This window comes from Collinsella aerofaciens (assembly GCF_040920445.1).
Taxonomy (GTDB): Bacteria; Actinomycetota; Coriobacteriia; order Coriobacteriales; family Coriobacteriaceae; genus Collinsella; species Collinsella aerofaciens_BH.
The window spans coordinates 1-23323 of record NZ_JBCOTQ010000006.1; the positions used below are offsets into that span (position 1 = coordinate 1).

Below are 23323 nucleotides of genomic sequence, written 5' to 3' on the forward strand. Positions count from 1 at the left end.
GAGAGCGTCTGCGCCGGCGCCACGGTGATGGAGTCGCCGGTATGCACGCCCATGGGGTCGAGATTCTCGATGGAGCACACAATGATGCCGTTGCCAGCATGGTCACGCATGACCTCCATCTCGTACTCTTTCCAGCCCTCGATGGACTCCTCGACCAGCACCTCGTGGGCGGGCGAGAGCTCGAGGCCCTGGCTCACGATGGAGACGAGCTCCTCGTGAGTGTGAGCGATGCCGCCGCCGGCGCCGCCGAGGGTAAAGCTCGGGCGCAGTACGCAGGGATAGCCCACGCGCTCGGCGATAGCCTCGGCGTCGGCCACGCTGTAGGCATAGCCCGAGCGCGCGACCTCCAGGCCAATCTCGGCCATGGCCTCGTTAAAGAGCTTGCGGTCCTCGCCGCGCTCGATGGCGGCCAGGTCGCAGCCGATCATCTCGACGCCGTACTTGTCGAGCGTACCGTCTTTCGCCAGCTCGACGGCGGCGTTCAGACCGGTCTGGCCGCCCAGCGTGGGCAGCAGCGCGTCCGGGTGCTCTTTCTTGATTACGCGCTCGATAAACTCGGCGGTGATGGGCTCGACATAGGTGCGGTCGGCCAAGCCCGGGTCGGTCATGATGGTCGCCGGGTTGGAGTTGACCAGGATGACCTCAAAGCCATCCTCCTTGAGCACCTTGCAGGCCTGGGCGCCGGAGTAGTCGAACTCGCAGGCCTGGCCGATGACGATGGGGCCCGAACCAATGACGAGGATACGCTTGATGTCAGTACGTTTCGGCATGTTAGTTCTCCTCGGTCTCAGCGGTCTCGGACTCAGCAAAGTTCCAGCCGGCAAGGCGGTCCTTCGCGGTGTCGATGTCCAGGTAGTTCTCCTCGCCGTCCATGAGTCGCGTAAAGGCGGTAAAGAGATAGTGGGCATCGGTGGGGCCAGGCGAGGCCTCGGGGTGGTACTGGACCGAGAAGCACGGTGCGTCGAGCAGCTGGATGCCCTCGGCGGTGCCGTCGTTGAGGTTCACATGTGTCAGGCGAATGCGACCAAAGCGCTCGTTCATCACGACCGGCGCGATTCCGCGGCGCACCCAGACGCGCAGATCTCCATCGGCCGCATGCTCGGTCTCGCCGCCGGAAAGCTCGGAGACAAGCTTGCCCAAGCTGGGGAACAGCAGGCCAAAGCCATGGTTTTGCGCGGTGATCTCCACACGGCGGCTTACCAGGTTCATAACCGGCTGGTTGCCACCGCGGTGACCGAACTTAAGCTTTTCCATCTGGGCGCCGCAGGCCAGGCTGATCATCTGGTGACCAAGACAAATACCAAAGACCGGCACCTTGCCGATCAGCTGCTGCACCTGCTCGTAGGTCTCCACCACGGCGTCGGGGTCGCCGGGGCCATTGGACAAAAAGACGCCGTCGGGATTCATGTCGAGCACCTCACTCGCAGGCGTGTCCCACGGCACGACGGTAAGGTCGCAGCCGGCGCGGACCAGCCCCTCCAGAATGCCGCGCTTCACACCGCAGTCGTATGCGACCACTTTGTGACGGGCAGGAGCGGCAGCCGAAAGCGCAAAGTCATGCATGGCAGGCAGATCGGCGGCCACAAACTCGTGAGGTACGGGGCAACTTACGGTCTTGACCAGGTTCTCGCCTACCAGCGTGGGCGCTGCGGCCAGACGCTCGGCAAGCTCGTCGACGTCGAAGATCTCGGTCGAGATAATGCCCATCTTGGAACCATTGTCGCGCAGATGGCGCACCAGAGCGCGGGTGTCGACGCCCTCGATAGCGACGATGCCGTGGGCGCGCAGATACTCCGGCACGCTGACGGCCGAGCGCCAGTTAGAAGGCGTGGTGCACATGTCGCGAACGATCATGCCGCGCATAGCCGGAGCGCTCGCAGGGCGCACGGCGTCGCCGGGGAAGGCCGACTGGACGTCGGTCTCGTCGATACCGTAGTTGCCGATCTGCGGATAGGTCATGGTTACGATTTGGCCGGCATAGCTCGGGTCGGTCATGACCTCAAAGTAGCCTTCGAGCGAGGTGTTGAAGCAGACTTCGCCGGTCGCGGTGCCCTCGGCGCCGCATGCACGTCCATAAAAAATGGTCCCATCCTCAAGATACAGGATGCAGGGACCGCAGGTGCCCTTGCTGGTTTTGGCCAGCATACGCTGGCAAAGCTCGCTGGGCGCGAAGGTGCGGGCGGCAGCGCCCGCGGTATGGTTGTTCGCCATAATTCTCCTTCCCGGTCTCACAGGACCGGCTTAAAGGTGTGTAGTTAGGCCTCGCGGTATTGTAACCGCAAGCATGCCTCATGGCGTTAATTTCATCGAAATGTTTACGAAATGATAATTATGACTTTCTATGCATAATGATTTTTCTGGGACGGGGATTAAAAATCATCCCGCGGGGCTTGTGGCTCACGCGGGATGACGGCGTCTTACTTTTTCTTGTCCTGTTCCAGCAGATCGGACGGCGTTCGGTCGGGCTTACCGCCGCGGAAAATCTCGCGGCCATGCAGACGATGCTCCAGGTCACGTTCGGCCTTTTCCTCGTCAATCTTGGTCTGGCTCACCACCGGGTCCTCAATCAACGACGACACCGAGTTCACCTGCTTCTGAATGCGCTCGGCGATGGTGTCATCCATACTCACGATGCGCATCTTCCAGTCGATATTCGTGGCGTTGGATGAGCTCTTGGTCCACACGAACGTCAGGATGGCGCTCTGGTGGCCATGGGCGGGAAACATGCCAAAGAAGGAATCGTGCTGAATGTTGCTATCCTCGTCGATATAGGCGTGAACGTTATACACCACGCGGTCGATCTTATCGTTGAGCAGCGCGTTGGTCGCAAGCGCCGCGGCCTGAATCTGCCCGTTGGACAGCAGCTCGAGCTCGTTGGCAGACGATGTGTCCAACACCGTCACCTCGACCGTGCCCGTACGCTCATCGGCTTCATCGACGGTAAAGTCGAGCGGGAACTGCGTAAAGCCGTTGCCCCACTCAAGGCCGCCCTTCAGCGCCGTCGAAACGGTATCGACCGAAACGCTCTCGGACAGGTTGGCGGTGTTCAGACGACGCATCACGCCGTAGCCAATCTGCATGCCCACGATCAGCACCAAAATACCAATGACCACGGCCATCGCGGTCTTCGTAATGGTATGGCTCACCTGCGAGCCCGAAGGATCGTCCTCGGACAGCGGGTCGATATGTTTTGCCTGGCTCGCGCGGTCTTCGCTGCGCAACTGCGCTAGCGCCGCTTTGTCACCGCGCTTGGCCGCAGCCTCCTTCTCACGCATGCGCTCGGTTCGCTTTTTAGCAAGCGTGGGATCCAAGACACCGGATGCATCGATTTCGGAGAATAACTCCGTCACTTCTTCCGGAGTCAAAGGGTTCTTGTCAGCCATAAACTTCCTGTCATATCAATCAGTCGAGCTCGTGCGCACGCGCACCTTCGAACTGCATTCGATAGTAACGGGCATAGGTGCCGCCACGGGCGAGAAGCTCCTCGTGCGTGCCACGCTCCACAACGCGACCATGCTCAACAGTCGCAATCTCGTCGGCATGCTTAATGGTCGAGAGACGGTGGGCGATGATGATCGTGGTACGGCCGCGTGCCAGCTCTTCGAGCGACTCCTGCACCGCCTCCTCGCTCTCGTTATCCAAAGCACTCGTCGCCTCGTCCAAGATCAAGATTTTGGGGTTCTTGAGAAACACGCGCGCGATGGCAACGCGCTGCTTCTGTCCGCCCGAAAGACGGCTGCCGCGCTCGCCCACGACCGTGTCATAGCCCTGTGGAAGCGACTCGATAAAGGCATCGATGTTGGCGCGACGGGCGGCCTCGGCGATCTCTTCTGCCGTAGCGCCCGGCTTGCCGTAGGCGATGTTCTCGCCAATCGTACCGTCAAATAGATAGACATCCTGCTGCACCAGGCCGATGGCGCGGCGCAGGCTCTGCTGCGTCACATCGCGCACGTCCTGACCGTCGATGCTAATGGATCCGGTAGCCACGTCATAAAAGCGCGGCAGCAGCGAACAGGTCGTGGACTTGCCGCCGCCCGAAGGGCCAACCAAAGCGATGGTCTGCCCGGGCTTGATGGACAGGTCCATATGGTCGATAACGGGACGCTCGTCGGCATAGCCCTCGCCCAGCTCGACATCCTCGTAGTTAAAGCACACGTCGTGATACTCCACGGCGCCGGCAGTCACCTGCAGATCCGTAGCGCCCGGCTTGTCCTGGATATCCGGCGCGGTCGAGAGCACCTCGTCCATACGTTTAAAGCCGGCGATAGCCTTCTGATACGTTTCGGCCGAATTGACGAGCGTCTCAAGCGGCGTGCAGAACAGCGAAATATAGAGTGCAAAGGTCGCCATATCGACCGCCTGCAGCTGTCCCTGGGCGACCAGCCAGCCGCCCAGCAGTACCACGATCACATAGAGCACACCCGAGAGCAGGCCATACGTCGCGGTATAGACGCCCATGGCGTGATACATATTCTCCTTGGACGAAAGATAGCGATTGTTTGAGGCGCGGAACTTGAAGCGTTCGGTCTCCTCATTGGCAAAGCTCTTGACCACGCGCATGCCCGCCAGCGAATCCTGCAGCTGCGCATTGATGCCGCTGATCTTTTTGCGGTTGTCGCTAAAGACCTCGCGCATGCGCATGTTCTGCCAAAACATGATGACCGCAAACGCTGCCGTCACCACGGCCATGGCGAGTGCCAGCACCGGGGCGATGGTAAAGAGGATCACAAACGAGCCGATGATCTCGATGCCGCAGATGATGATCCACTCGGGCACGTGGTGCGCCGCCTCGCAGATATCGAACAGGTCGTTGACCACGCGGCTCATCATGTCACCCGAGCTGTTGCGGTCGAAGTACGCAAAGCTAAAGCGCTCATACTGGTCAAACAGGTCCTCGCGCATCTTGGACTCCATGCGCGCGCCCATCACGTGACCCCAATAGCTCACAAAGTAGCGGCAAGCGCAGCGGACGGCATACATCAGCACCAAGCCCACCGCGATCATGCCGAGCGCCTGCATAATGGCAGCCTGACCCTGAGTAAACAGCCCACCGGTCAAATTGCGCAGGATAATGGGGAACGCCAGGTCAATGGCGGCAAGCACCAGAGCACAAACAGTATCAGCAACAAAAAGCCCCATCTGGGGCTCGTAATACGAAAGAAACCTCTTAAACATGCAGTCCTCGAAGAGAAATAAATAGCGTGATAAATCCGGTTGAGCCGGTCGGGCTGAAAACAAAGCGTCCCAACAAACATAACGCCGATGTTCTAGCAACGTCAGCGAAAACGTCCCTAAGCGAGCAAGGTGTCTTGAAAGAGGAGCGACGCGTACTTCGGTACGCGAGCGACGATTGAAAGGCAGATTGCCGCTTAGGGGCGTTTGCAGCGTCGACTCGTTACGCGGTTTGGTAAAACCGCGTAACCTAGAGCTCCGTGCCCCCAAGGCGGTGCGCGATGCTATCGCAGGCCAAGGCGCCCACGACGGTCTTGGCGTCTTCGATCTTGCCGTCGAGCACGGCGTCGATCAGCTCGTGCAGCGGTACGAGGTCCACGTTGACAAACTCGTCATCATCGGGGTTGGGTGCATCGAACTCGAGCTTGGTGGCCAGGTAGATGTGAATGATCTCGTCACAGAAGCCACAGGACGTGACAATCGACGTCAAAAAGCGAATGCGACCAGCCCTAAAGCCCGTCTCCTCATGCAGCTCGCGCTTGGCGCAATCGAGCGGGTCCTCGCCTGGATCGAGCTTGCCGGCGGGAATCTCGACCGTCACGCGGTCGATGGCGGTGCGGTACTGACGCACCAGTACGATCTTGCCGCTCTCGGTCAGTGCCACAACAGCCGCCGCACCCGGATGGCGAACGATATCGCGGGCGCTGCGGCGACCGTTGGGCAGCTCAACCTCAAGACGGTGGACGTCGAGGATCTTGCCCTTCCAGGCGCACTCCTCCGAAAGAATCTTCTCGTGCAGCTCGGCATCGTGCGGGTCGTCATCGCCCAGCACCAGCGCCGGCTCGTCAGCGACCTCGCCACCAGGCTCGCCCTCGGCGTGCCCATACACGCGGCTGTCCTCTTCGACGATCTGCGCGTCCACGAGCTCTTCGTTCTTCTCGTCCATCCGTCTCATTCCTCTCGGATTTTAGGCATCCCAGGCGTCGCGGCCGCGCAGCGCGCGCAGGCCGATGTCGTGACGCAGGGTCTTGCCCTCAAAATCAATCTTCTCGCAGGCCTCGTAGGCAAGGTTGCGGGCGTTCTCAAACGTATCGCCCAGCGCGGTCACGGCAAGCACACGGCCGCCGTTGGTCACGAGCCGGCCGTCCACCACGGCGGTGCCGGCATGGTACACGGTCACGTTCTCCATGGCCTCGGCGTCGGCGATGCCGGTGATGACTTTGCCCTTCTCGTAGCTGCCGGGGTAGCCCGCGCTCGTCAGGACAACAGCCACGGCCCACTCGTCACGCCAATCGAGCTCAATCTGATCAAGCTCGCAGTTGGCGCAGGCGAGCATAACCTCGACCAGGTCGTTCTTAAGGCGCGGGAGCACGACCTGCGTCTCGGGATCACCAAAGCGGGCGTTGAACTCCAGCACCTTGGGGCCGGCGGGGGTGAGCATAAAGCCGCCATACAGGCAGCCGCGGTAGTCGATGCCCTCGGCAGCAAGCTCGGCAATGGTCTGCTCCATGACCTTCACCATCGTGGCGTGCTCCTCATCGGTCACGATGGGCACCGGGCTGTAGACACCCATGCCGCCGGTGTTGGGACCCTTGTCGCCCTCGAGCGCGCGCTTGTGGTCCTGCGAGGTGGCCATGGGGCGCACGGTCTTGCCGTCGGTAAAGGCCAGCAGCGAGCACTCGGGACCAACGAGCATCTCCTCGATAACCACGGTGTTGCCGGCATCGCCAAAGGTGCCGCCAAAGCACTCGCGCACGGCCTCTTCGGCCTGCTCAAGTTCGGTCGCCACGATAACGCCCTTGCCCGCGGCAAGGCCGTCGGCCTTGACGACCAGCGGGGCGCCCTGCTCGCGCACGTAGGCGAGAGCCGAAGCCTCGTCGGTAAACGAACCATAGGCTGCCGTCGGAATGCCCGCACGCTCCATGAGCTGCTTGGAGAACAGCTTGGAGCCCTCCATCTGGGCGCCCTCGGCACCCGGGCCAAAGCAGGGAATACCCGCCGCGCGCACGGCGTCGGCCACGCCCGCCACGAGCGGAGCCTCGGGGCCAATTACCACGAGTCCGCATCCGTGGCTCTGCGCAAACGCCGCCACGGCCGCAGGATCGCAGTCGTCGAGAACAACGTTCTCGCCGCAGCTCGCGGTGCCGCCGTTACCCGGCGCGATGTAGAGCTTGCCGGCGCGCGGTGATGCCGCGAGCTTAGCTGCCAAAGCATGCTCACGGCCGCCGCTGCCCAACAACAGGATGTCGATGGTTTGAGTGTCCGCCTTCAAGGGTGCCTCCTCTATGGATGAACGGCCCGCTCCGCGCGAGCCCTTTGCAAGCAAATATACCCCTCGGCCGCCCGTCCGGGCTGCAAAGGGGTATATCGCAATAACCAAATAGTCCCGATTACTTCCAGAATCGGTTGATAATCTGCTCGCGACCAGCGCCAACGCCAATGAACGTCACGCGGGTGTGTGCCAGATCCTCGATAAACGCCACGTAGTCCTGAGCCTCCTGCGGCAGCTCCTCAAAGCTGCGGCAGCCGGTGATATCGCACTTCCAGCCAGGAAGCTCCTCGTAGATGGGCTTGGCATGCTCAAAGCGCACCTGGTGCTCGGGCACGCTCGTGTAACGCTCGCCATCGACGTCATAGGCAACGCACACCTTAATGGTGTCGAAGGCCGAAAGCACGTCGAGCTTGGTCATGGCGATGTCGGTAAGGCCGTTGACGCGCGAGGCATAGTTGGCGATAGGGCCGTCAAACCAGCCGCAACGACGACGGCGACCAGTGGTCACGCCGTACTCATAGCCCTCCTCGGTCAGCGTGTGGCCAGCCTCGGACTCATAGGAAAGCTCGGTGGGCATGGGGCCCGAACCGACGCGGGTGATATAGGCCTTCATGACGCCCAGCACGCGGTTGACGTTCTTCATACCGACGCCGGAGCCGGTGATGGCGCCGCCGGCGGTGCAGTTGGAAGACGTCACGTACGGATAGGTGCCGTGGTCGATGTCGAGTAGCGTCGCCTGGGCGCCCTCAAACAGCAGGTCCTTGCCCTCATCGATCATGTTGTTGAGCAGCAGGCTCGTCTCGGTGATGTAGGGACGCAGGCGCTCGGCCATCGGCAGGTACTCGTCGCAAATCTGGTCCACGGTGTAGGTGGGCAGGTTGTAGATGAGCTCGAGCTCGGGGTTCACGCGGGCGAGAGCGGTCTCCAGCTTGTCGCGGAACAGTGCCTCGTCCAGCATGTCCTGCATGCGCAGGCCGATGCGGGCCATCTTGTCCTGATAGCACGGACCGATGCCGCGCTTGGTGGTACCGATGTTCTTCTTGCCGAGCTTCTGCTCAAAGGCGCCATCCAGATCGATGTGGTACGGCATGATGACATGCGCGTTGCCGCTAATCTTGAGGTTCTTGGTGGTGATGCCGTCGGCCTCGAACATATCGATCTCCTCAAGGACAACCTTGGGGTTGACGACGCAGCCGTTACCGATCACCGACACGTGGTCAGAATACATGATGCCGGAGGGCACCTGGTGCAGGCCGTACTTCTTGCCGTTGACGACGATGGTGTGACCGGCGTTGTTGCCGCCCGAGTAGCGCACGACGGCATCGAAGTCGCCGGCGACCAGGTCGCAAATCTTACCCTTGCCCTCATCGCCCCACTGGGCACCGACCAAAACGGTTGACGGCATGTTTACTCCTTACATTCATGGACTGTCTACGCGCCACGCCGGCACGCAGAAGCACAAAACATTCCCAGTATACCCGTGCAACGGGCGCCTGTCCTACTCCTCGGCATGTGCCCCATCAAGCTCATAGAACTTGGTGGATGCCGGCAGGAACATCAGGTCGACGTCGCCGATCGGGCCCGAACGGTTCTTGGCCACGACGATACGCGTAACGCCCTCGTCGGGTCGATCGTCGCGCGAGGCTTCGGCCTCGTCGGCGGAGCGGTCCAAGAACATGACGATATCGGCGTCCTGCTCGATAGAGCCCGATTCACGAAGGTCGGAAAGCTGCGGACGCTTGCCGGTACGGGATTCGACCTGACGCGAGAGCTGCGACAGCGCGATGAGCGGAATCTTGAGCTCCTTGGCCATGATCTTCAGACCACGCGACATCTCCGAAACCTCGACGGTACGGCTCTCGGAGCGGCGTCCCGGCGGAGGACTCACCAGCTGCAGGTAGTCCAGGATGATGATTGCCTTCTCCTTGTTATGGAGCATGCGGCGGCTCTTGGCGCGAATCTCGGTCACTGTGGTGCCGGGCGTATCGTCAATCAGAATATCGAGCTTGGACAAGGTCTGCGTGGCCTCGTTGATATTGGCCCACTGCTCGGGGCTAATGCGACCCATGCGGAAGTCACTGATCGAGATCATGGCATAGGCGCAAATCAGACGCTGGGCAATTTCCTTACCCGACATCTCCAGCGAGAAGAAGCCGACGGTATAACCAGCAGCGGCAGCGTTGAGCGCCAGGTTCAGAGCGAACGACGTCTTACCTACAGCAGGACGGGCGCCGATGATGATGAGCTGACCCTCGCGGAAGCCCATGAGCATGCGGTCGAGCGACGGGAAGCCCGTGGGCACGCCCGCAGCCTGGCCACCGGCCTGGCACACTTCCTCGGCCTCATTATAGGCCTCGACCATAAACTCGGTCAGCGTCTTGTAGCTCGACTTGACCTCGCGCGCCGTAACCTTGAGCAGCTTGCTCTCGGCTAGCTCCACGACCTCTTTGGTGTCGGTGGGGGCGTTATATGCCAGCGCGTTGATCTCGTTGGTGGCGCCGATCAGCTCACGCAGCATCGAATCGCGGCGAACGATGGCGGCATGGTGCTGCCAGTTGACGAGCGACAGGGTCTGACCCATCAACTCCAAAATGTACGCTTCGCCGCCCACGGCATCGAGCTTGTTGATGCTTCGCAGGTAATCGATCAGCGAGATGGAGTCGATGGGAATGCGGCTGTTGTACATATCGACCATCGCGGTATAGATGGTCTTATGAATGGGCCGGTAGAAGTCATCGGGCTGCAGCTCGACCTGGGCCTCTTCGACCACCTCGGGCGATAGCAGCATAGCGGCCAGTACATTGGCCTCTGCATCTTGGTTTTGGGGAAGACCCAACTTTGAGCCGCGGTCCTCAACCGTCAGCCCGGTCTCCCTATCGTCATATGCCATGAGCATCCTCATTCATATCGCTTGCGAGCATCCATAGTATCAGCCACGGTCCCAAAACGCGCCGCACGCGGCCAATCATCACCGAACCAAACGGATGAACGGTCCTGTACACAGGACTTCGACGCGACGTTCACTATGACACTCACTCAGCGCAAAAAACAAAAGGGCGCCCTGGTTTCCCAGAGCGCCCTTCTTAGAACAAGATTGTTGCGTTGCAGCAAATGCTACTCGGCAGCAGCCTCAGTCTCGACCTCGGCGGTCTCGGCCTCGGCGACCTCAGCGGCCTCCTCGACCTCAGCCTCGGCAGCGAGCTCCTCGGCGGTAACGCCGACGAGAACGACAACCTCGGCCTTGATCTCGCGGTACAGCGAGATGGCAACGGTGTGGGCACCGGCAACCTTGATGGGCTTACCGAGCTCGACGCGCTTGCGGTCGATGTCCATACCGAGCTGAGCCTTGATGGCGTCAGCGATCATAGCGGCGGTAACGGAGCCAAAGAGGATGCCCTCGTCGCCGACCTTGACGTCAACGGTGACCGTCTTGCCCTCGAAGGCAGCCTTGGTCTCGTTGGCGGTAGCCAGACGGACGGCCTCGCGCTTGGCGATGTTGTTGCGACGCTCGTCAAGCTGCTTGAGGTTGCCCTTGGTGGCGGCAACAGCGAGCTTCTTGGGGAACAGGAAGTTCTCAGCGTAACCCTGAGCGACCTCTACGACGTCACCCTCGCCGCCCTTGCCCTTGATCTCATCGAGAAGAATAACCTTCATGATGCGACTCCCTTCTTAGCCGCGGTCGCGGTTGCCACGAGAGGAAACCACGGGGACGGTGTACGGCAGGAGAGCCATCTCGCGGGCGCGCTTGATGGCGTTGGCGATGTCATGCTGATGCTGCGTGCAAGCGCCAGTGACGCGACGGGGCTTGATCTTGCCACGGTCGGTCATGTACTTACGGAGAAGCTGAGTGTCCTTATAGTCGATGAACTCAGTGTTCTCCTTGCAGAACTGGCAGTACTTACGACGCGGCTGACGTGCAGAAAAATCATTAGCCATGTCAAAATACCTTTCATTTGGCAACTTCGGCGAACCGAAGCCGCCTCTCACTCAAAAATAGGTGAACAACCCTTAGAACGGGATGTCCTCATCGTAGACGTCGACCGCAGGCGGCGTGGCCACCGGTGCGGCAGGACGTGCTGCGGGCGCTGCGGGGGCGTAACCGCCCTGATCGTAGCCACCCTGGCCACCACGGGAGCTCATAAACTCGATCTCATCGACGATGACCTCAAGCTTGCTCCGGCGCTGGCCGTCGCGCTCCCAAGAGCTGTAGCGCAGCTTGCCCTCGATCGCGACCTTGTTTCCCTTTGCCAGGAAACGGCTCACGGCCTCGGCGCGGGTGCCGAACATGGTGCAGTCGACAAAGTTGGGATAGTCCTCCCACTCGCCAGTCTGCGCGTTGCGGCGACGATCGTTCACGGCGACGCCAAAGGACAGAACCTGGGTTCCGCCGGCGGTGGCTCGCAGCTCGGGATCGCGGGTGAGGTTACCGGTGATGTTCACTCGATTGATGCTCATAACTCACTACTTCCTCTTGGGGCACAAGCCCAGTCCAAAACGACAGTCTTACTCCTGGTCGTCGCGACGGACGATCATGTGGCGGACCACAGCGTCGGTGATGCGCAGGACGCGATCAAGCTCGGCGATCTGGGTAGGATCTGCGTGGAAGTTGATGAGGGTGTAGTCACCATCGGTGAGGTCGTTGATCTCGTAGGCGAGCTTGCGCTTGCCCCACTCGTCAACGGAGTCGACCTTGCCAGCGCCCTCAGCGATCGTGGTATCGATACGCTTCATAACAGCGAGACGAGTCTCGGGGTCGAGCGACGGGTCAACAAAGAACAGCAGTTCATAAGCCTTCATATTGTCACCTCCTCTGGGCAAATGTGGCTTCAGGTCGTGAAGGTGCGCCTGAAGCAGGAAAAGACTTGGTAATAATATCTTTCAACCTCCTAGGCTGCAAGAATATGCAGCTACAACCTCATGACCTCCACATATGCCCATACTCGCACGACGTTTCATGCGCATTCCAACCAAATGCTGACCAAAAGCTTGACGGATCTGTGGACAAGATACGGTGCCGTGAGGACAAGCTGAGCCAAGTCGCAGGTCAACGGGCGCATGGTTGTGGTCACAAAATGCATACCAGTGGCCCACAGCACCACCCAAAGATTTTTAAATTCATTGCCAAATCGCTTATAAATACCCCTTTTGAACAATTGAGTTGATCAACTACGCTGGTCGGAAGCCGTTTTTTGGCATCTCAAACCCCGCTGCAACGCCAAACGCGGCCAAGTGTTTTAAAAAATGCCAACTTTTCTGTTTGCACTTTGCGATTCCTCGTGTATACTGACTTTCGCATTTAACGGAGAGTTGTCCGAGTGGCCGAAGGAGCACGATTGGAAATCGTGTAGGCGTCAAAAGCGTCTCCAGGGTTCAAATCCCTGACTCTCCGCCAGTTAATTCCAAAGCAGGCCTTCGAGCCTGCTTTGTTTTTACCCCACGCGGAGGGGTGGCAGAGTGGTTGAATGCGGCGGTCTCGAAAACCGTTTGGCCTGTATAAGGTCACGAGGGTTCGAATCCCTCCTCCTCCGCCATTTTGGTTGAGAAAGCTCCCGAGAATGGGAGCTTTTTTGTTTTGAGTCCCCAACAAGCAAACACGGCGGAGGAGGAGGGATTCGAACCCGCCAGGGCCCGGAGCGTAAAGAAAACGCGCCCGTGGCGCGTTTTTAGCGCAGCGCGGTCGGCGCAAGCCGACCGGATAAATTTTGAGCGGAGCTCAAAATTTGGACATCCCTCCTATTCGACCACGCCCCCATCGCGTTCAGCATCAACCCGGATCCCCAAACATGGAACCTATGACCGTACCCAGTCCCGACCGTTTGCCGAGCAATAGGGTCGCAATCGGCGCCGAACATGTACTATGTACGGGCATTGTCTAAACCCGTAACTCAAAGGACCCCATCTTGCCCGTTGCCGCCGCTATGATCGTTACCGCACACGCCTCGGATGCCATGGTTGCCATCCCGTTTTGGCTCGAGATGTTCGCCGTCGTCGCGGCATCGATCTCGGGCGTGTTGGTCGCACGCGAGCACAAACTCGACCTGGTGGGCGCCGTCGCGCTCGCCGTGGTCTGTGGACTGGGCGGCGGTCTTTTGCGCGATATGACGCTGCAGGTGGGCAACGTCTACATCCTCAACCAACCGATGGCGCTCCCGCTCTCCATCGCCACCGCGGCCATCATCTACATCTTCCCGGCAATCGTCGACAAGCCCGAAAAGCTCATTCCCCTGCTCGATATCATCTCGGTGGGTATTTATGCGGCAACCGGCGCAGACAAGGCGCTGGTCTACGGCTTTGCGCCGGCGGTGTGCATCATGATGGGCTTTTTTACCGCGGTGGGCGGCGGCATGCTGCGAGATGGTTTTATGGGTGTGGTGCCGGGTATCTTCCAACGCACCAACTTCTATGCCATCGCGGCCATCGCCGGATCGGCAAGCTATGTTTGCCTTGTCATGAGCGGCTTGGTCAGCAATGTCGTCGCACTGGTCGTTTGCGTCGTGGTGACCATGGGACTACGCTGGCTGTCGCTGCGCTTTGATATCAAAAGCCCCACCGAGGATGACATCGCACGCTTTTTGCACCGCAAAAAGTAGGTGGCGCGGGCTCATCCTTCGAAATGCAACCGAGAGGTTCTTTTAGAGCGCCCACGCGTTGGGTACCCTGTTAGGTGCATGTCGAGCATCTGACGAAGGATTCACTATGCCCTGTAATCAATTCCCGTCGACCCAGCGCCGTAAAGCGTGGGGCCGCATCACGATCTTATTCGCGCTCATCGCTCTAGCGGTCACCGCGCTTCCCACGGCGTCGTTCGCCGGCACGGACACCGCAGGCAACGTACTTGCGACCGACAATGACGCCAATTCGTCCGGCGTCGAAGGTGACCTGTACTGGGCAGGTCAGGCCCTCAACTTGGACGATGCGTCCATCGGCCGCGACATAATTGCAGCAGGCGAGAGCCTCTCCATCCGCGACTGCACGGTGGGCGGCGCCGTCCGCTTGGCGGCACGCACTATCGATATCGCCAAGACCACGGTTGATGGCAGCGTCACGGTCGTCGGTCAGCACGTTGTGCTCAATTCCGACAGCACCGCCAACTGTTTTTACGCGATAGGCGAGACGGTTGCCCTGCGCGGCTCTACCAAGTCGGCAGCGCTTGCGGGCGACACGGTGACCATCGATGGCACCGTCGAGGGCGATGTCGAGGTTTGGGCCGACAAGCTCATCCTGGGCAAGAACGCCCACATCACCGGCACCGTGAACGCGCACGTCTCCGAGGACCCCGAGCGTGCCGCAGGAGCCGAGGTAGGCGCGCTCAAGATCGACCGCACCGAGAACGAGGATACTTCCACCGTTAACGATGTCATCGGCGGTATCGTCGCCGCGGCACTCTCGACCTGCTTTGTCGCTCTGCTGCTCGAGCTCGTCTTTCCGCGCGCGACCGCCAGCGCCGCCGGCATGCTCCACCAGCGCCCCATACCCCTGTGGGTGAGCGGTCTTCTGGGCACGATTGCTATCGTCCCCGCCGTCCTACTGCTAATTATCTCTATCGCTGGTCTGTCGCTTGCCGGAGCCCTCTTGTGCGGCGTTATCGGCATCGCGTTGGTGTCGAGTGCCTTTGCGGGGTGCGCGATCTCCCGCATGGTCGGACACAACCAAAACCGCTACGCCATGGCAGCCGTGGGCGGCGTAATCGCAGGCGCCCTCACGGGGCTTCCCCTCGTAGGTGACTTCATCAGCGGCGTAGCCTTTGTCTTTATGCTCGGCTACGTTATCCAGATCATCTGGCGCAACGCCCACCTCAAGCCGCAGCAGCCGGCTAACATGCCAGGACTCCCCACCGCTTAGCCGCCAACCACCACAAAGGTGCCAGGTTACTTTGCACCAACAAACGAAGCGGGGCACTCGGTCATGTCGACCGGGTGCCCCGCTTTTCTTGGAGGGTTCTCTAGTAACTTTTTCAAAACCAATGATCATCAGGTCGGTAGGCCTGTGCGTCACTCGCTACGGAGGCAGCACGCCATTAAGCAGGGGGGCAATTATTTTTCACGACGACCGCCTCCCCGCTTGATGACGAGCGCGACAACAATAGCCGCCACTCCGATGGCAGCCAAAGCCGCCACCAGCACCAACGTTCTATCTCCCATCGAGGGCATAAAGCCTCGACTTGCTTCTTTGCTTGGAGTGTTGAGCACCGACAGTTCAATCGAACCCGTCCCGGCATCAGCGGTATCAACCCGCAGAGGGCTTTCGGCCGACACGGTCACCTTGGGCTTCGCGGCTGCAACCTGTTTAACGTCCAATCCCTCGGACGTAACCGTTACCGTTCGCTTGCCCTCAAAGGCGGTGTATCCCTTGGGAGCCGCGACCTCTTCGACGGTGTAGACACCCGCGTCCACACCGCTCAATTCCACATGGCCGTCCGCGCCCGTGGTGACGCACGCGGCGGCATCCGTCGACCACGAGCCGTCGGTCGTTAGGATGCGCCCGCGGTCATCGATGATGCGCAGCTTGGCGCCCGCGAGCGGTTTATCGTCCGAGCTTGAGCGCTTGATCAGACTGAGTCCCCAGGTGTAGGCGCACGCGTCATCGCTCGGCGTGCGGGTGAAGCCGGCGTCGCCGGACTGGTCGGCGAGAGGAGAGCGCGGGTAGCGCAGGCAGACCTCGTTGGGGTTGCCCTTGGTAGCGCCCCTATTGCAGCTGGCCCCCAACGGCGCATCGTAGACAGCAACCACGCGGGCGCCCGCGGTGAAGGCGTCGACCCCGCCGAGCGCGGCGATGAGGTCGCCGGTGCGCACGGTGAAGGTCTTACCGTCGACCGCCACCTTGGTGGCGCACTGGGCCGTGATGTCGGTCCAGCCCTTCGCGGGCTCGGTGCCGACGCGGCCGTCCTTGTCGGTCTGGACCGCGTCGAAGCCGCCGTCCGCGCCCGCCGCCACGTACACGCGCATGCTCGCGGCGACCTTGGAGGGGTCGAGCCCCGCGCTCATGGTGTCGACGAACCGCACCGTATAGGTGTCGTAGGCCGTTAGCCCTGCCGGAACCGTGGCCGAGAGGCGCCAGTACAGGTCGTCGGCGACCGTGGCGTCGGCGGCCTTCTGCCAGGCGGCGGCGCCGTCCTCCAGCACATGCTTGGCGACCTTGGGGGTCGCGGCCTTGGGCTTGACGGTGACGGCGCCGCCGCCCACCAGGGCCATGATCGGCGCGGTGCCGACCTCGCCCTGAGCGATGGCGTCGTCGTCGGCGACGATGAGCCAGTAGCCGCAGGGCAGCTCGGCCGACATGCCCGCGTCAAGGACCACGGAGGCGGCGCCTGCTTCGACAATTGCGCGAGCAAGCTTTGCCGTCAGCGCGGTCGTCATGTGTCCGTCGGCATTCATCCATTCGGCTGCCGCTTGCGCCGCCGATGTCGAGCCATCAAACCCTGCATCATGAAACACGGGGAGAACAGCTTGGCGAACGGCATCATTTGCCCACGTTATGTCAGTTGCGACCTTTTGGTCGACATCGGCGTCGTCAATAACGGTCGCCGAAAAGAGCTGATACGCGTCATACCGCGTCGCAGCTGTACCATCCACCGTAATGGCTCCGGTGTCGGCGGCGCAGGCCGCCCCAGTGGTAATCGCGAAAGAGAAGACGGCAACTATGGCCATCACCACAACGGCCAACACGTGACGGAGCGGCTTACTCATTGTGACCACCTCGGTCAAGATCACGGTGGCGGCGAGCATGCATCCATGTCGCAGCAAAGCACAGCAGAGAAGCGCCTGCCAGATACGTCATAGTCAAACCAGCCCCGCCCGCCTCGGGAAGCGTGGTCGAGTACCTGTTGATAAAAGGCGGCGAGACTGAGGAGCCATTGTCGTAGGTAACAGTGGTATCGAGCTTCCCCACGCCATCGGTCACCGTAACTGTGACCTCGTGCACGGCTGTATCGTAGGCGATGTGGTCCTTGACATTGTTCTCGGCGCCCTCGGGAATGACCTCGGAGATGGTGTACTCATAGATCCCCATCTTGGTGTAATCCAAGACAAAGTTAATATCACCATCTGCACCGTTCTTGGTGGTCTGGAGAACCTTACCGGTGTTCTTATCCTTGAGTACAAACCCGAACTGGCCTTCTTGCAAGGTCGAGCCTTCAAGCATCTTGGCGGCAGAAATTGTAGCTTGACCGCTATAGGGCGCATCACAGACCGTGATGTCGGTGCTCACCGTTGGGGTGTCAATGTCGACGCCCTTTGCTCTCAGCTCTTCTGCCTTAGTAAGGGCCTTCTGATAGTCGTCCTCATTGTTGCCTTTGAGCAGAATCCACACCGGTTTAGAGATAACGTTGTATCCGCTCGGTGCCTTGGTCTCCTCAAGGCAATACAACTTGTAGGCTTCCATCTTTTGCGTAGCAGTGCCGAACCTTACCGTGCCCTTTTCGTCTGTTTCAGCACTCCGAATCGGCGTTTTCGCAGAATCGAGGCCGAACTTTAATGCCTTGTCCATATCAACCTCGCAGAGCGTGAACTCAGCAAAGGGCAGCTTTTTTGTGATATCGCTCTCGTCGACCTTGGTAATCGTTACGCCGTAACCGCTACCACCAGCCGAACCGGACACTTTTTGAATAACCCAGTCTTTTGAATGGACCTTATCACCGTCGTAGACACCCGTAAGCGACGCTTTGTTGCTCAGAGAAACCGTTTCCCCTTCGTTACCCGCAGGAATGACCTCATACTCAACTTTGAGATATTCCTCATCGGGAACGCGGAGCGTCATCTTTGTACACGCCGCGCCGTTTTCATCTTCAATGGTCCTAGCGGAAACGGGGCATTTGTCAGAGCCAAGCAACTTCCAGCCTGTTCCATCGTATTGGGACACATTGACCGAATCCGTCACCAGCGTGCACTTGGCATCCATAACATCGACAAGCTCAAGGAAGTCGCTGTCGCTCTTAAGGTTAACTGCCGATTCGTTAACCAAGATGGTGTATTTGATACGGTTGCTGCCAGCGACCTGATCTCCGGTCTTTTGTAGCACGTTGTTCTCAATGGTGACGGTGCTGCTACCGGAGATACCGGTTTTGAACTCTTTATCACCCGACTCGCCACTAGCCGAGTTTTTGAGCGTGGCCGAGTTCGTGGAAATGTTGAGCGCTCTGCGCTTTATTGCCGTTTTAAACGTAAGCTTGACATAGCCGGCATATTCACCGAGTGCCGTCGTGGGGATGGAGAAAGTAACTTCATTACCCGAAACGCTCCCTTCAACATCCAGATTCGTTGCCACCTCACGCTCGGCTTCTTTACGCTCGTTATAGGGATTCGCATAAAGCGTATATGTGGCCGATCCGGGAACAAAACTCATGGTTCCGTCCGCCGGCAAGGTATCCTTAATCGTTATGGGCTGACCGCCAAGCTTTCCAGCACCATAGAATTCATTAGCAGGAGTTTTGTAGCGGTTGGCATAGACTGTCCACGTCGCAATCCAAGCCCCCTTTTCAGTTGAGCCGGGCTCGGCCTTCGACCAGTCAAAGTTACCATCCCACGTATATCCATCCGATAATTTGTCAACGTCAGGGGTCTCAGAGTTATTGACGATGTAATACGGCTCTGACGAGTACTGCTTGAAGTCCTTTCCAGCAAATGGAAACTGCACGGCCGCCAGATTCCAGTACTGTCCGTCAAGGTTATCAGTCACAGTCGTGTACACAACATTAATCTGGTATCCGTTGGCCCTGAGCTCTCTCATTACCGTCTCGGTGGCACGCAACTGGATATTAAAGTTAATCTTGTTGCCTTTCGTTACCTCATCACGAGTGTAGAAATAATAATCTCCACTCGTACTGGTCCCCTCGGTGAGCGTTTTACCACCGATTTGAACGGCCAGCGATTCGACTTTAAGGTGCTGTAGATACGTACTTTTGAACGTGTCCAGGATCTTAACTTGAGACACATCGACCGTCTCAGGGATCTTTACGTGAGTGGTCCAGGTAGCGTGACCATTCTCGTCATGCGATATCAGTTCCTTGGTAATCAGCTGCTCAACGATTCCGCGCCTAAATGTTGCCGTGCTCGTTCCCGACGGCAAAGTCGTCCCCTCATGCTCGATCTTCGCCGTATTTTCGACCGGCTCATACGAGCCTTGATCTTTCATTTGGGTGTGATAAACAATGCGATAGGGCTGGTACTTATCCGCGTCAGGTAGGTTTGGGAACTCATAGCTAAACGTCTTGCCAGTGGAGCTATCGAGCTTGCCTTCGGCAAGCCTATCCTCCCCGCGAAGCCCCTTATAAACAACGTATTCACCCGTATAGGTCTGGTTGTTATCTAACGTATCGGTGAATGTATAGCCACTCATGTCGACCTTGATATCACCGTTGTTGAGCGTAACGGTCCATTTGATATCGGACGGCGCTCCTTCGCCACTATCCTTCTTGATCATGTCATAGCGGAACTTATTTGCTAAGCCTTCACAGCTCTTAAACTTCTCTTTGTTTTGGCCCCATGTCCAAGTGGCATTATTTTTTGAACCGGGGAGCTCATTAATCCAAACATAGTTGTCCGCGGGGACGTTCTTGTTCATCACCGAATCATAGGTAATCGTATGGGTCCCCTTGGACAAGTTCCCTAAATTCAGAATCGCGGTTTGCTCATTAATGCTCGGCTGGGGATTAAGCGCATTATCATTCAGCTTAAACGACCCAGCCACAAACGAAAAATTACTGCCCAGCACATCCGTAAGCTGGACGTTGTGAGCATAGGACTCAACCTCGAGTTTGAGAGTCCAAGTCACCTTTCCCTCGCCGCCGGATTGAGAGAACTGTCCCGTTTTCGCCCCCGTCACATCGCCGTCTTTAGTCACTACGTCAATTCCGGCAGTTCCGGGAAATTCGACTCTCGTTGTATCGCCGGAGCCAACGTGCTCATTTGCCAGCTTGAATGAAAAAACAGCACCAACACGAACGTCGGATGGATGTGTCTTAATCCATGACTCTTTAAAAGTAAAAATCAGCTTATTGTTTTCACATCTCCAGCTACCGGCCTCTTGATCGGAATCATCCATAAGGCGGCCACCGGTATTGTCAAATGCTTTAATGCTGTCCGGGAGAGAGTACTCCGCAACGTTTCGCTCCGCACTCGGGCCATGATTTGGCTCGAACTTCGCATTAAACGAGCCGTAGAGTGTGTCGGTCGAAAGCACGGCATTACCATCCAAGGGCTTTGTACGACCCTCATCGGTAAAAAGCCCAACCGTAACGTCCGCCGTATCGCCGTTGATCACAATCGGCGCAGGCGTCGTCGCATCCTCGGCGCGCACGGGGGCTGCGCCGTGAAAAACTGCGGCGGTAAGGCTAATCAAAATGAAGATCAGGGCCGCCATACCCAGCGACCGCGAACGGTGTGCGTTCATAGTTGTCCCCTAATTCCTACAACACAGTGTGGAATACGGCGAATCGTCGGATCGAACACAAACCCCAACATCTACGAGAACCTACCTAGCGCATTGCGAGAACCCATTGGGGAGCACCTTCTAAGACGGTTCGTCTATGCCACAATGCATAAAATATAATATAGATACCAATCATGTAAACCGCAGGTCAAGAGGTCTTTTAATTTAATACCAGTTGGTATTTACCTGTTAACGTTTTACATTAAAGCGGTTATATTCCGTGGAATTATGTATATGTTTAAACAACTTAACTTTGACCCGAAAGGCGCTCGGAGGGATAGTCGCCCTCGCCGTGGTGCAAACTAACCCGTCCCCCTTGCACCAAAAAGGGCGCCGACCATTGCGGTCGACGCCCTTTCTCGTTAGACGTTATAAGCCCCAGCGCTTATTTGTTGACCTGGCCGGCGCGGACGGCAGCCTTCTTGCGGTCGGTAGCGTTGAGCAGACGCTTGCGCAGGCGGATGTTCTTGGGAGTGATCTCCACCAGCTCGTCGTCGGCGATGTACTCCAGCGCCTCCTCCAGCGAGAAGGTGCGAGGCGGCACCAACTGCACGGAGATATCGGAGGTCGAGGAACGCTGGTTGCCCAGGTTCTTGGTACGGGCGATGTTGACGACCATGTCGCCGGCCTTGCTGCGCTCGCCCACGATCATGCCCTCGTAGCACTCGGTGCCCGGCTCAACAAACAGCTGGCCGCGCTCCTGCAACGTACCCAGAGCGTAGGCAACGGCCTTCTCGGTGGTCATGGAGATCATGGCGCCGTTCTGACGGTTACCGATCTCGCCGGCGTAAGGACCATACTCCAGGAAGGTGTGGTAGAACACGCCCTCGCCGTGGGTGACGTTCATGATGCGATTCTTAAGACCCATGATGCCGCGGGTCGGGATCTTAAACTCGAGGTGCGTCACGATGCCCGAGGTATCCATGCTCGTCATGATGCCGCCGGAGGTACCGAAGACCTCAACAACCTTGCCCGAGTACTCGTCCGGGCACTCGACGACGGCCTGCTCGACAGGCTCCATCTTGTTGCCGTTCTCGTCCTTCTTAAACAGAACGCGGGGACGGCCGACCTGGAACTCAAAGCCCTCGCGGCGCATGGACTCCATCAGGACGGACAGGTGCAGGATGCCGCGGCCCGAGACCTCGACGCCGCTCTTGTCCTCGAGCTCCTCGATCTTCATGGTCACGTTGTTCTCGGCCTCGTTGAACAGTCGCTCCTTGAGCTGACGGGCGCCCACGATGTCGCCGTCGCGGCCGACGAGCGGGGAGGTCGAAGCCTCGAAGACGATGGACAGGGTCGGCGGGTCGATCTCGATGGGCTCGAGCTCGACGGGGTTCTCGGGATCGGTGTAGACATCGCCGATATCGGTGCGGTCGATGCCCACGACAGCGGCGATGTCGCCGGCGCCGACTTCCTGGCACTCGGTGCGGCCCAGGTAGTCGAAGGTAAAGAGCTGCTTGACGGTAGCGGTGGCGCTGGAGCCGTCGTTCTTGACAACCAGGATCTGGTCGCCCTGGTGGATGGTGCCGGAGTACACGCGGCCGATGCCGATACGACCAACGAAGTTGGAGTGGTCGATGGTCACGCACTGCATGGCCAGCGGGGAGTTCTCGTCAACCTCGGGCGCGGGCATGTCGTCGATGATCATATCGAGCAGTGGATACATGTCCATGTTGCCGTCGTTGGGGTCAAGACGGGCAAAGCCGTTCATGGCGCTGGCGTAGACCACGTGCTCCATGGCGAACTCAAGCTGGTCGTCGGTGGCGCCCAGGTCGGCCATAAGGTCGAGGCAGTCGTTGTAGGCCTTCTCAGGGTTAGCGCCCGGACGGTCGATCTTGTTGATGACGATCATAATCTTAAGGCCGGTGTCGATAGCGTGACGCAGTACGAAGCGGGTCTGGGGCATGGGGCCTTCAAAAGCGTCGACCAGCAGCAGGGCGCCGTCGGCCATACGCAGCACGCGCTCGACCTCGCCGCCGAAGTCGGCGTGGCCCGGGGTGTCGATGACGTTGATCTTGACGTCCTTGTACTCGATAGAGATGTTCTTGGCGAGAATCGTAATGCCGCGCTCGCGCTCCTGGTCGTTGGAATCCAGGACGCGGTCCTCGACCTGCTGGTTGGCACGGAAGGCGTCCGTGGCACGCAGGAGCTTGTCGACCATCGTCGTCTTGCCGTGGTCGACGTGAGCGATGATGGCGATGTTCCTCAGATTGTCTACGCGCATGTAGTTCCCCTATCTTCTATCTATATACAACCGGCACGCGTATGCGGCCCGCCCAGCGATACAACGCTCAGCGGGAATATTGAGCCTTTTACCGAAAACTCGTTTATTTTAGCGATTTTAGATGAGAGGGGTTTCCTCACCTGCAGGTTCAGGGTCGCTCCACATAAAACCATCGCCGGCGCCCATGCCCTCATACAGCACATATGCCGAAAAACCGCTCTCGAGCGTAG

The 23323-nt window shown here is 59.0% G+C and carries 17 protein-coding genes and 2 tRNA genes; 4 read left to right on the forward strand and 15 right to left on the reverse strand.

Annotation, left to right across the window (positions count from 1 at the left end):
• From AB5405_RS01520 to rpsF, 12 genes are all read right to left on the reverse strand, one after another.
• Window positions 1-770: carbamoyl phosphate synthase preATP-grasp domain-containing protein (locus AB5405_RS01520; RefSeq protein WP_497463234.1), on the reverse strand; the 770-nt coding region annotated here is incomplete at its 3' end.
• Window position 771: 1 nt separating this feature from the next.
• Window positions 772-2211: a glutamine-hydrolyzing carbamoyl-phosphate synthase small subunit gene (carA, locus tag AB5405_RS01525; RefSeq protein ID WP_368137357.1), complete on the reverse strand. Its 1440-nt coding sequence runs from the start codon at window positions 2209-2211 to the stop codon at window positions 772-774.
• A gap of 206 nt (window positions 2212-2417) precedes the next feature.
• Complete coding sequence (locus tag AB5405_RS01530; RefSeq protein ID WP_368137358.1) at window positions 2418-3383, reverse strand: hypothetical protein; 966 nt, start codon at window positions 3381-3383, stop codon at window positions 2418-2420.
• Between the two features lie 19 nt (window positions 3384-3402).
• Window positions 3403-5175: an ABC transporter ATP-binding protein gene (locus AB5405_RS01535; protein ID WP_368137359.1), complete on the reverse strand. Its 1773-nt coding sequence runs from the start codon at window positions 5173-5175 to the stop codon at window positions 3403-3405.
• A gap of 247 nt (window positions 5176-5422) precedes the next feature.
• Complete coding sequence (locus tag AB5405_RS01540) at window positions 5423-6118, reverse strand: NUDIX domain-containing protein (protein WP_195568396.1); 696 nt, start codon at window positions 6116-6118, stop codon at window positions 5423-5425.
• Window positions 6119-6139: 21 nt separating this feature from the next.
• Window positions 6140-7444: a phosphoribosylamine--glycine ligase gene (purD, locus tag AB5405_RS01545; RefSeq protein ID WP_368137361.1), complete on the reverse strand. Its 1305-nt coding sequence runs from the start codon at window positions 7442-7444 to the stop codon at window positions 6140-6142.
• A 118-nt stretch (window positions 7445-7562) separates the two neighbouring features.
• Window positions 7563-8849 carry an adenylosuccinate synthase gene (locus AB5405_RS01550; protein ID WP_195920139.1) on the reverse strand — a complete coding sequence of 429 codons (1287 nt, stop codon included), beginning with the start codon at window positions 8847-8849 and terminating at the stop codon, window positions 7563-7565.
• 93 nt (window positions 8850-8942) lie between these two features.
• Window positions 8943-10340, reverse strand: a complete 1398-nt coding sequence (dnaB, locus tag AB5405_RS01555; RefSeq protein WP_006235827.1) for a replicative DNA helicase — start codon at window positions 10338-10340, stop codon at window positions 8943-8945.
• Window positions 10341-10558: 218 nt separating this feature from the next.
• A complete protein-coding gene (rplI, locus tag AB5405_RS01560; protein ID WP_022094073.1) occupies window positions 10559-11098 on the reverse strand; it encodes a 50S ribosomal protein L9 in 540 nt (179 codons plus the stop codon).
• Window positions 11099-11113: 15 nt separating this feature from the next.
• The gene (gene rpsR, locus AB5405_RS01565) at window positions 11114-11380 is read right to left on the reverse strand and encodes a 30S ribosomal protein S18 (protein WP_006235829.1); all 267 of its coding nucleotides are present in this window, start codon (window positions 11378-11380) and stop codon (window positions 11114-11116) included.
• Window positions 11381-11452: 72 nt separating this feature from the next.
• A complete protein-coding gene (locus AB5405_RS01570) occupies window positions 11453-11899 on the reverse strand; it encodes a single-stranded DNA-binding protein (protein ID WP_368137362.1) in 447 nt (148 codons plus the stop codon).
• Between the two features lie 48 nt (window positions 11900-11947).
• The gene (rpsF, locus tag AB5405_RS01575; RefSeq protein WP_006235831.1) at window positions 11948-12241 is read right to left on the reverse strand and encodes a 30S ribosomal protein S6; all 294 of its coding nucleotides are present in this window, start codon (window positions 12239-12241) and stop codon (window positions 11948-11950) included.
• A 504-nt stretch (window positions 12242-12745) separates the two neighbouring features.
• On the opposite strand from rpsF, the gene AB5405_RS01580 reads away from it, so the two are divergent.
• The 4 genes from AB5405_RS01580 to AB5405_RS01595 all read left to right on the forward strand — a co-directional run bounded on the left by AB5405_RS01580 (window position 12746) and on the right by AB5405_RS01595 (window position 15286).
• Window positions 12746-12836 (forward strand) — tRNA-Ser (locus AB5405_RS01580).
• 48 nt (window positions 12837-12884) lie between these two features.
• Window positions 12885-12975 (forward strand) — tRNA-Ser (locus AB5405_RS01585).
• Between the two features lie 369 nt (window positions 12976-13344).
• Window positions 13345-14034 carry a trimeric intracellular cation channel family protein gene (locus tag AB5405_RS01590; RefSeq protein ID WP_229065363.1) on the forward strand — a complete coding sequence of 230 codons (690 nt, stop codon included), beginning with the start codon at window positions 13345-13347 and terminating at the stop codon, window positions 14032-14034.
• Window positions 14035-14140: 106 nt separating this feature from the next.
• On the forward strand, window positions 14141-15286 hold the full coding sequence (locus AB5405_RS01595) for a DUF8173 domain-containing protein (protein WP_342996779.1): 1146 nt from the start codon (window positions 14141-14143) through the stop codon (window positions 15284-15286).
• 191 nt (window positions 15287-15477) lie between these two features.
• Here the strand turns inward: AB5405_RS01595 and AB5405_RS01600 are convergent, their stop codons facing one another.
• The 3 genes from AB5405_RS01600 to typA all read right to left on the reverse strand — a co-directional run bounded on the left by AB5405_RS01600 (window position 15478) and on the right by typA (window position 23093).
• Window positions 15478-17130 carry a SpaA isopeptide-forming pilin-related protein gene (locus tag AB5405_RS01600; protein WP_368137364.1) on the reverse strand — a complete coding sequence of 551 codons (1653 nt, stop codon included), beginning with the start codon at window positions 17128-17130 and terminating at the stop codon, window positions 15478-15480.
• Window positions 17123-20830 (reverse strand): Spy0128 family protein, encoded by a 3708-nt coding sequence (locus tag AB5405_RS01605; RefSeq protein ID WP_368137365.1) that lies wholly within the window; start codon window positions 20828-20830, stop codon window positions 17123-17125. The genes AB5405_RS01600 and AB5405_RS01605 overlap by 8 nt, the downstream gene beginning before the upstream one ends.
• 424 nt (window positions 20831-21254) lie before the next feature.
• Window positions 21255-23093 carry a translational GTPase TypA gene (gene typA, locus AB5405_RS01610; RefSeq protein WP_368137366.1) on the reverse strand — a complete coding sequence of 613 codons (1839 nt, stop codon included), beginning with the start codon at window positions 23091-23093 and terminating at the stop codon, window positions 21255-21257.
• Between the last annotated feature and the right edge of the window lie 230 nt (window positions 23094-23323).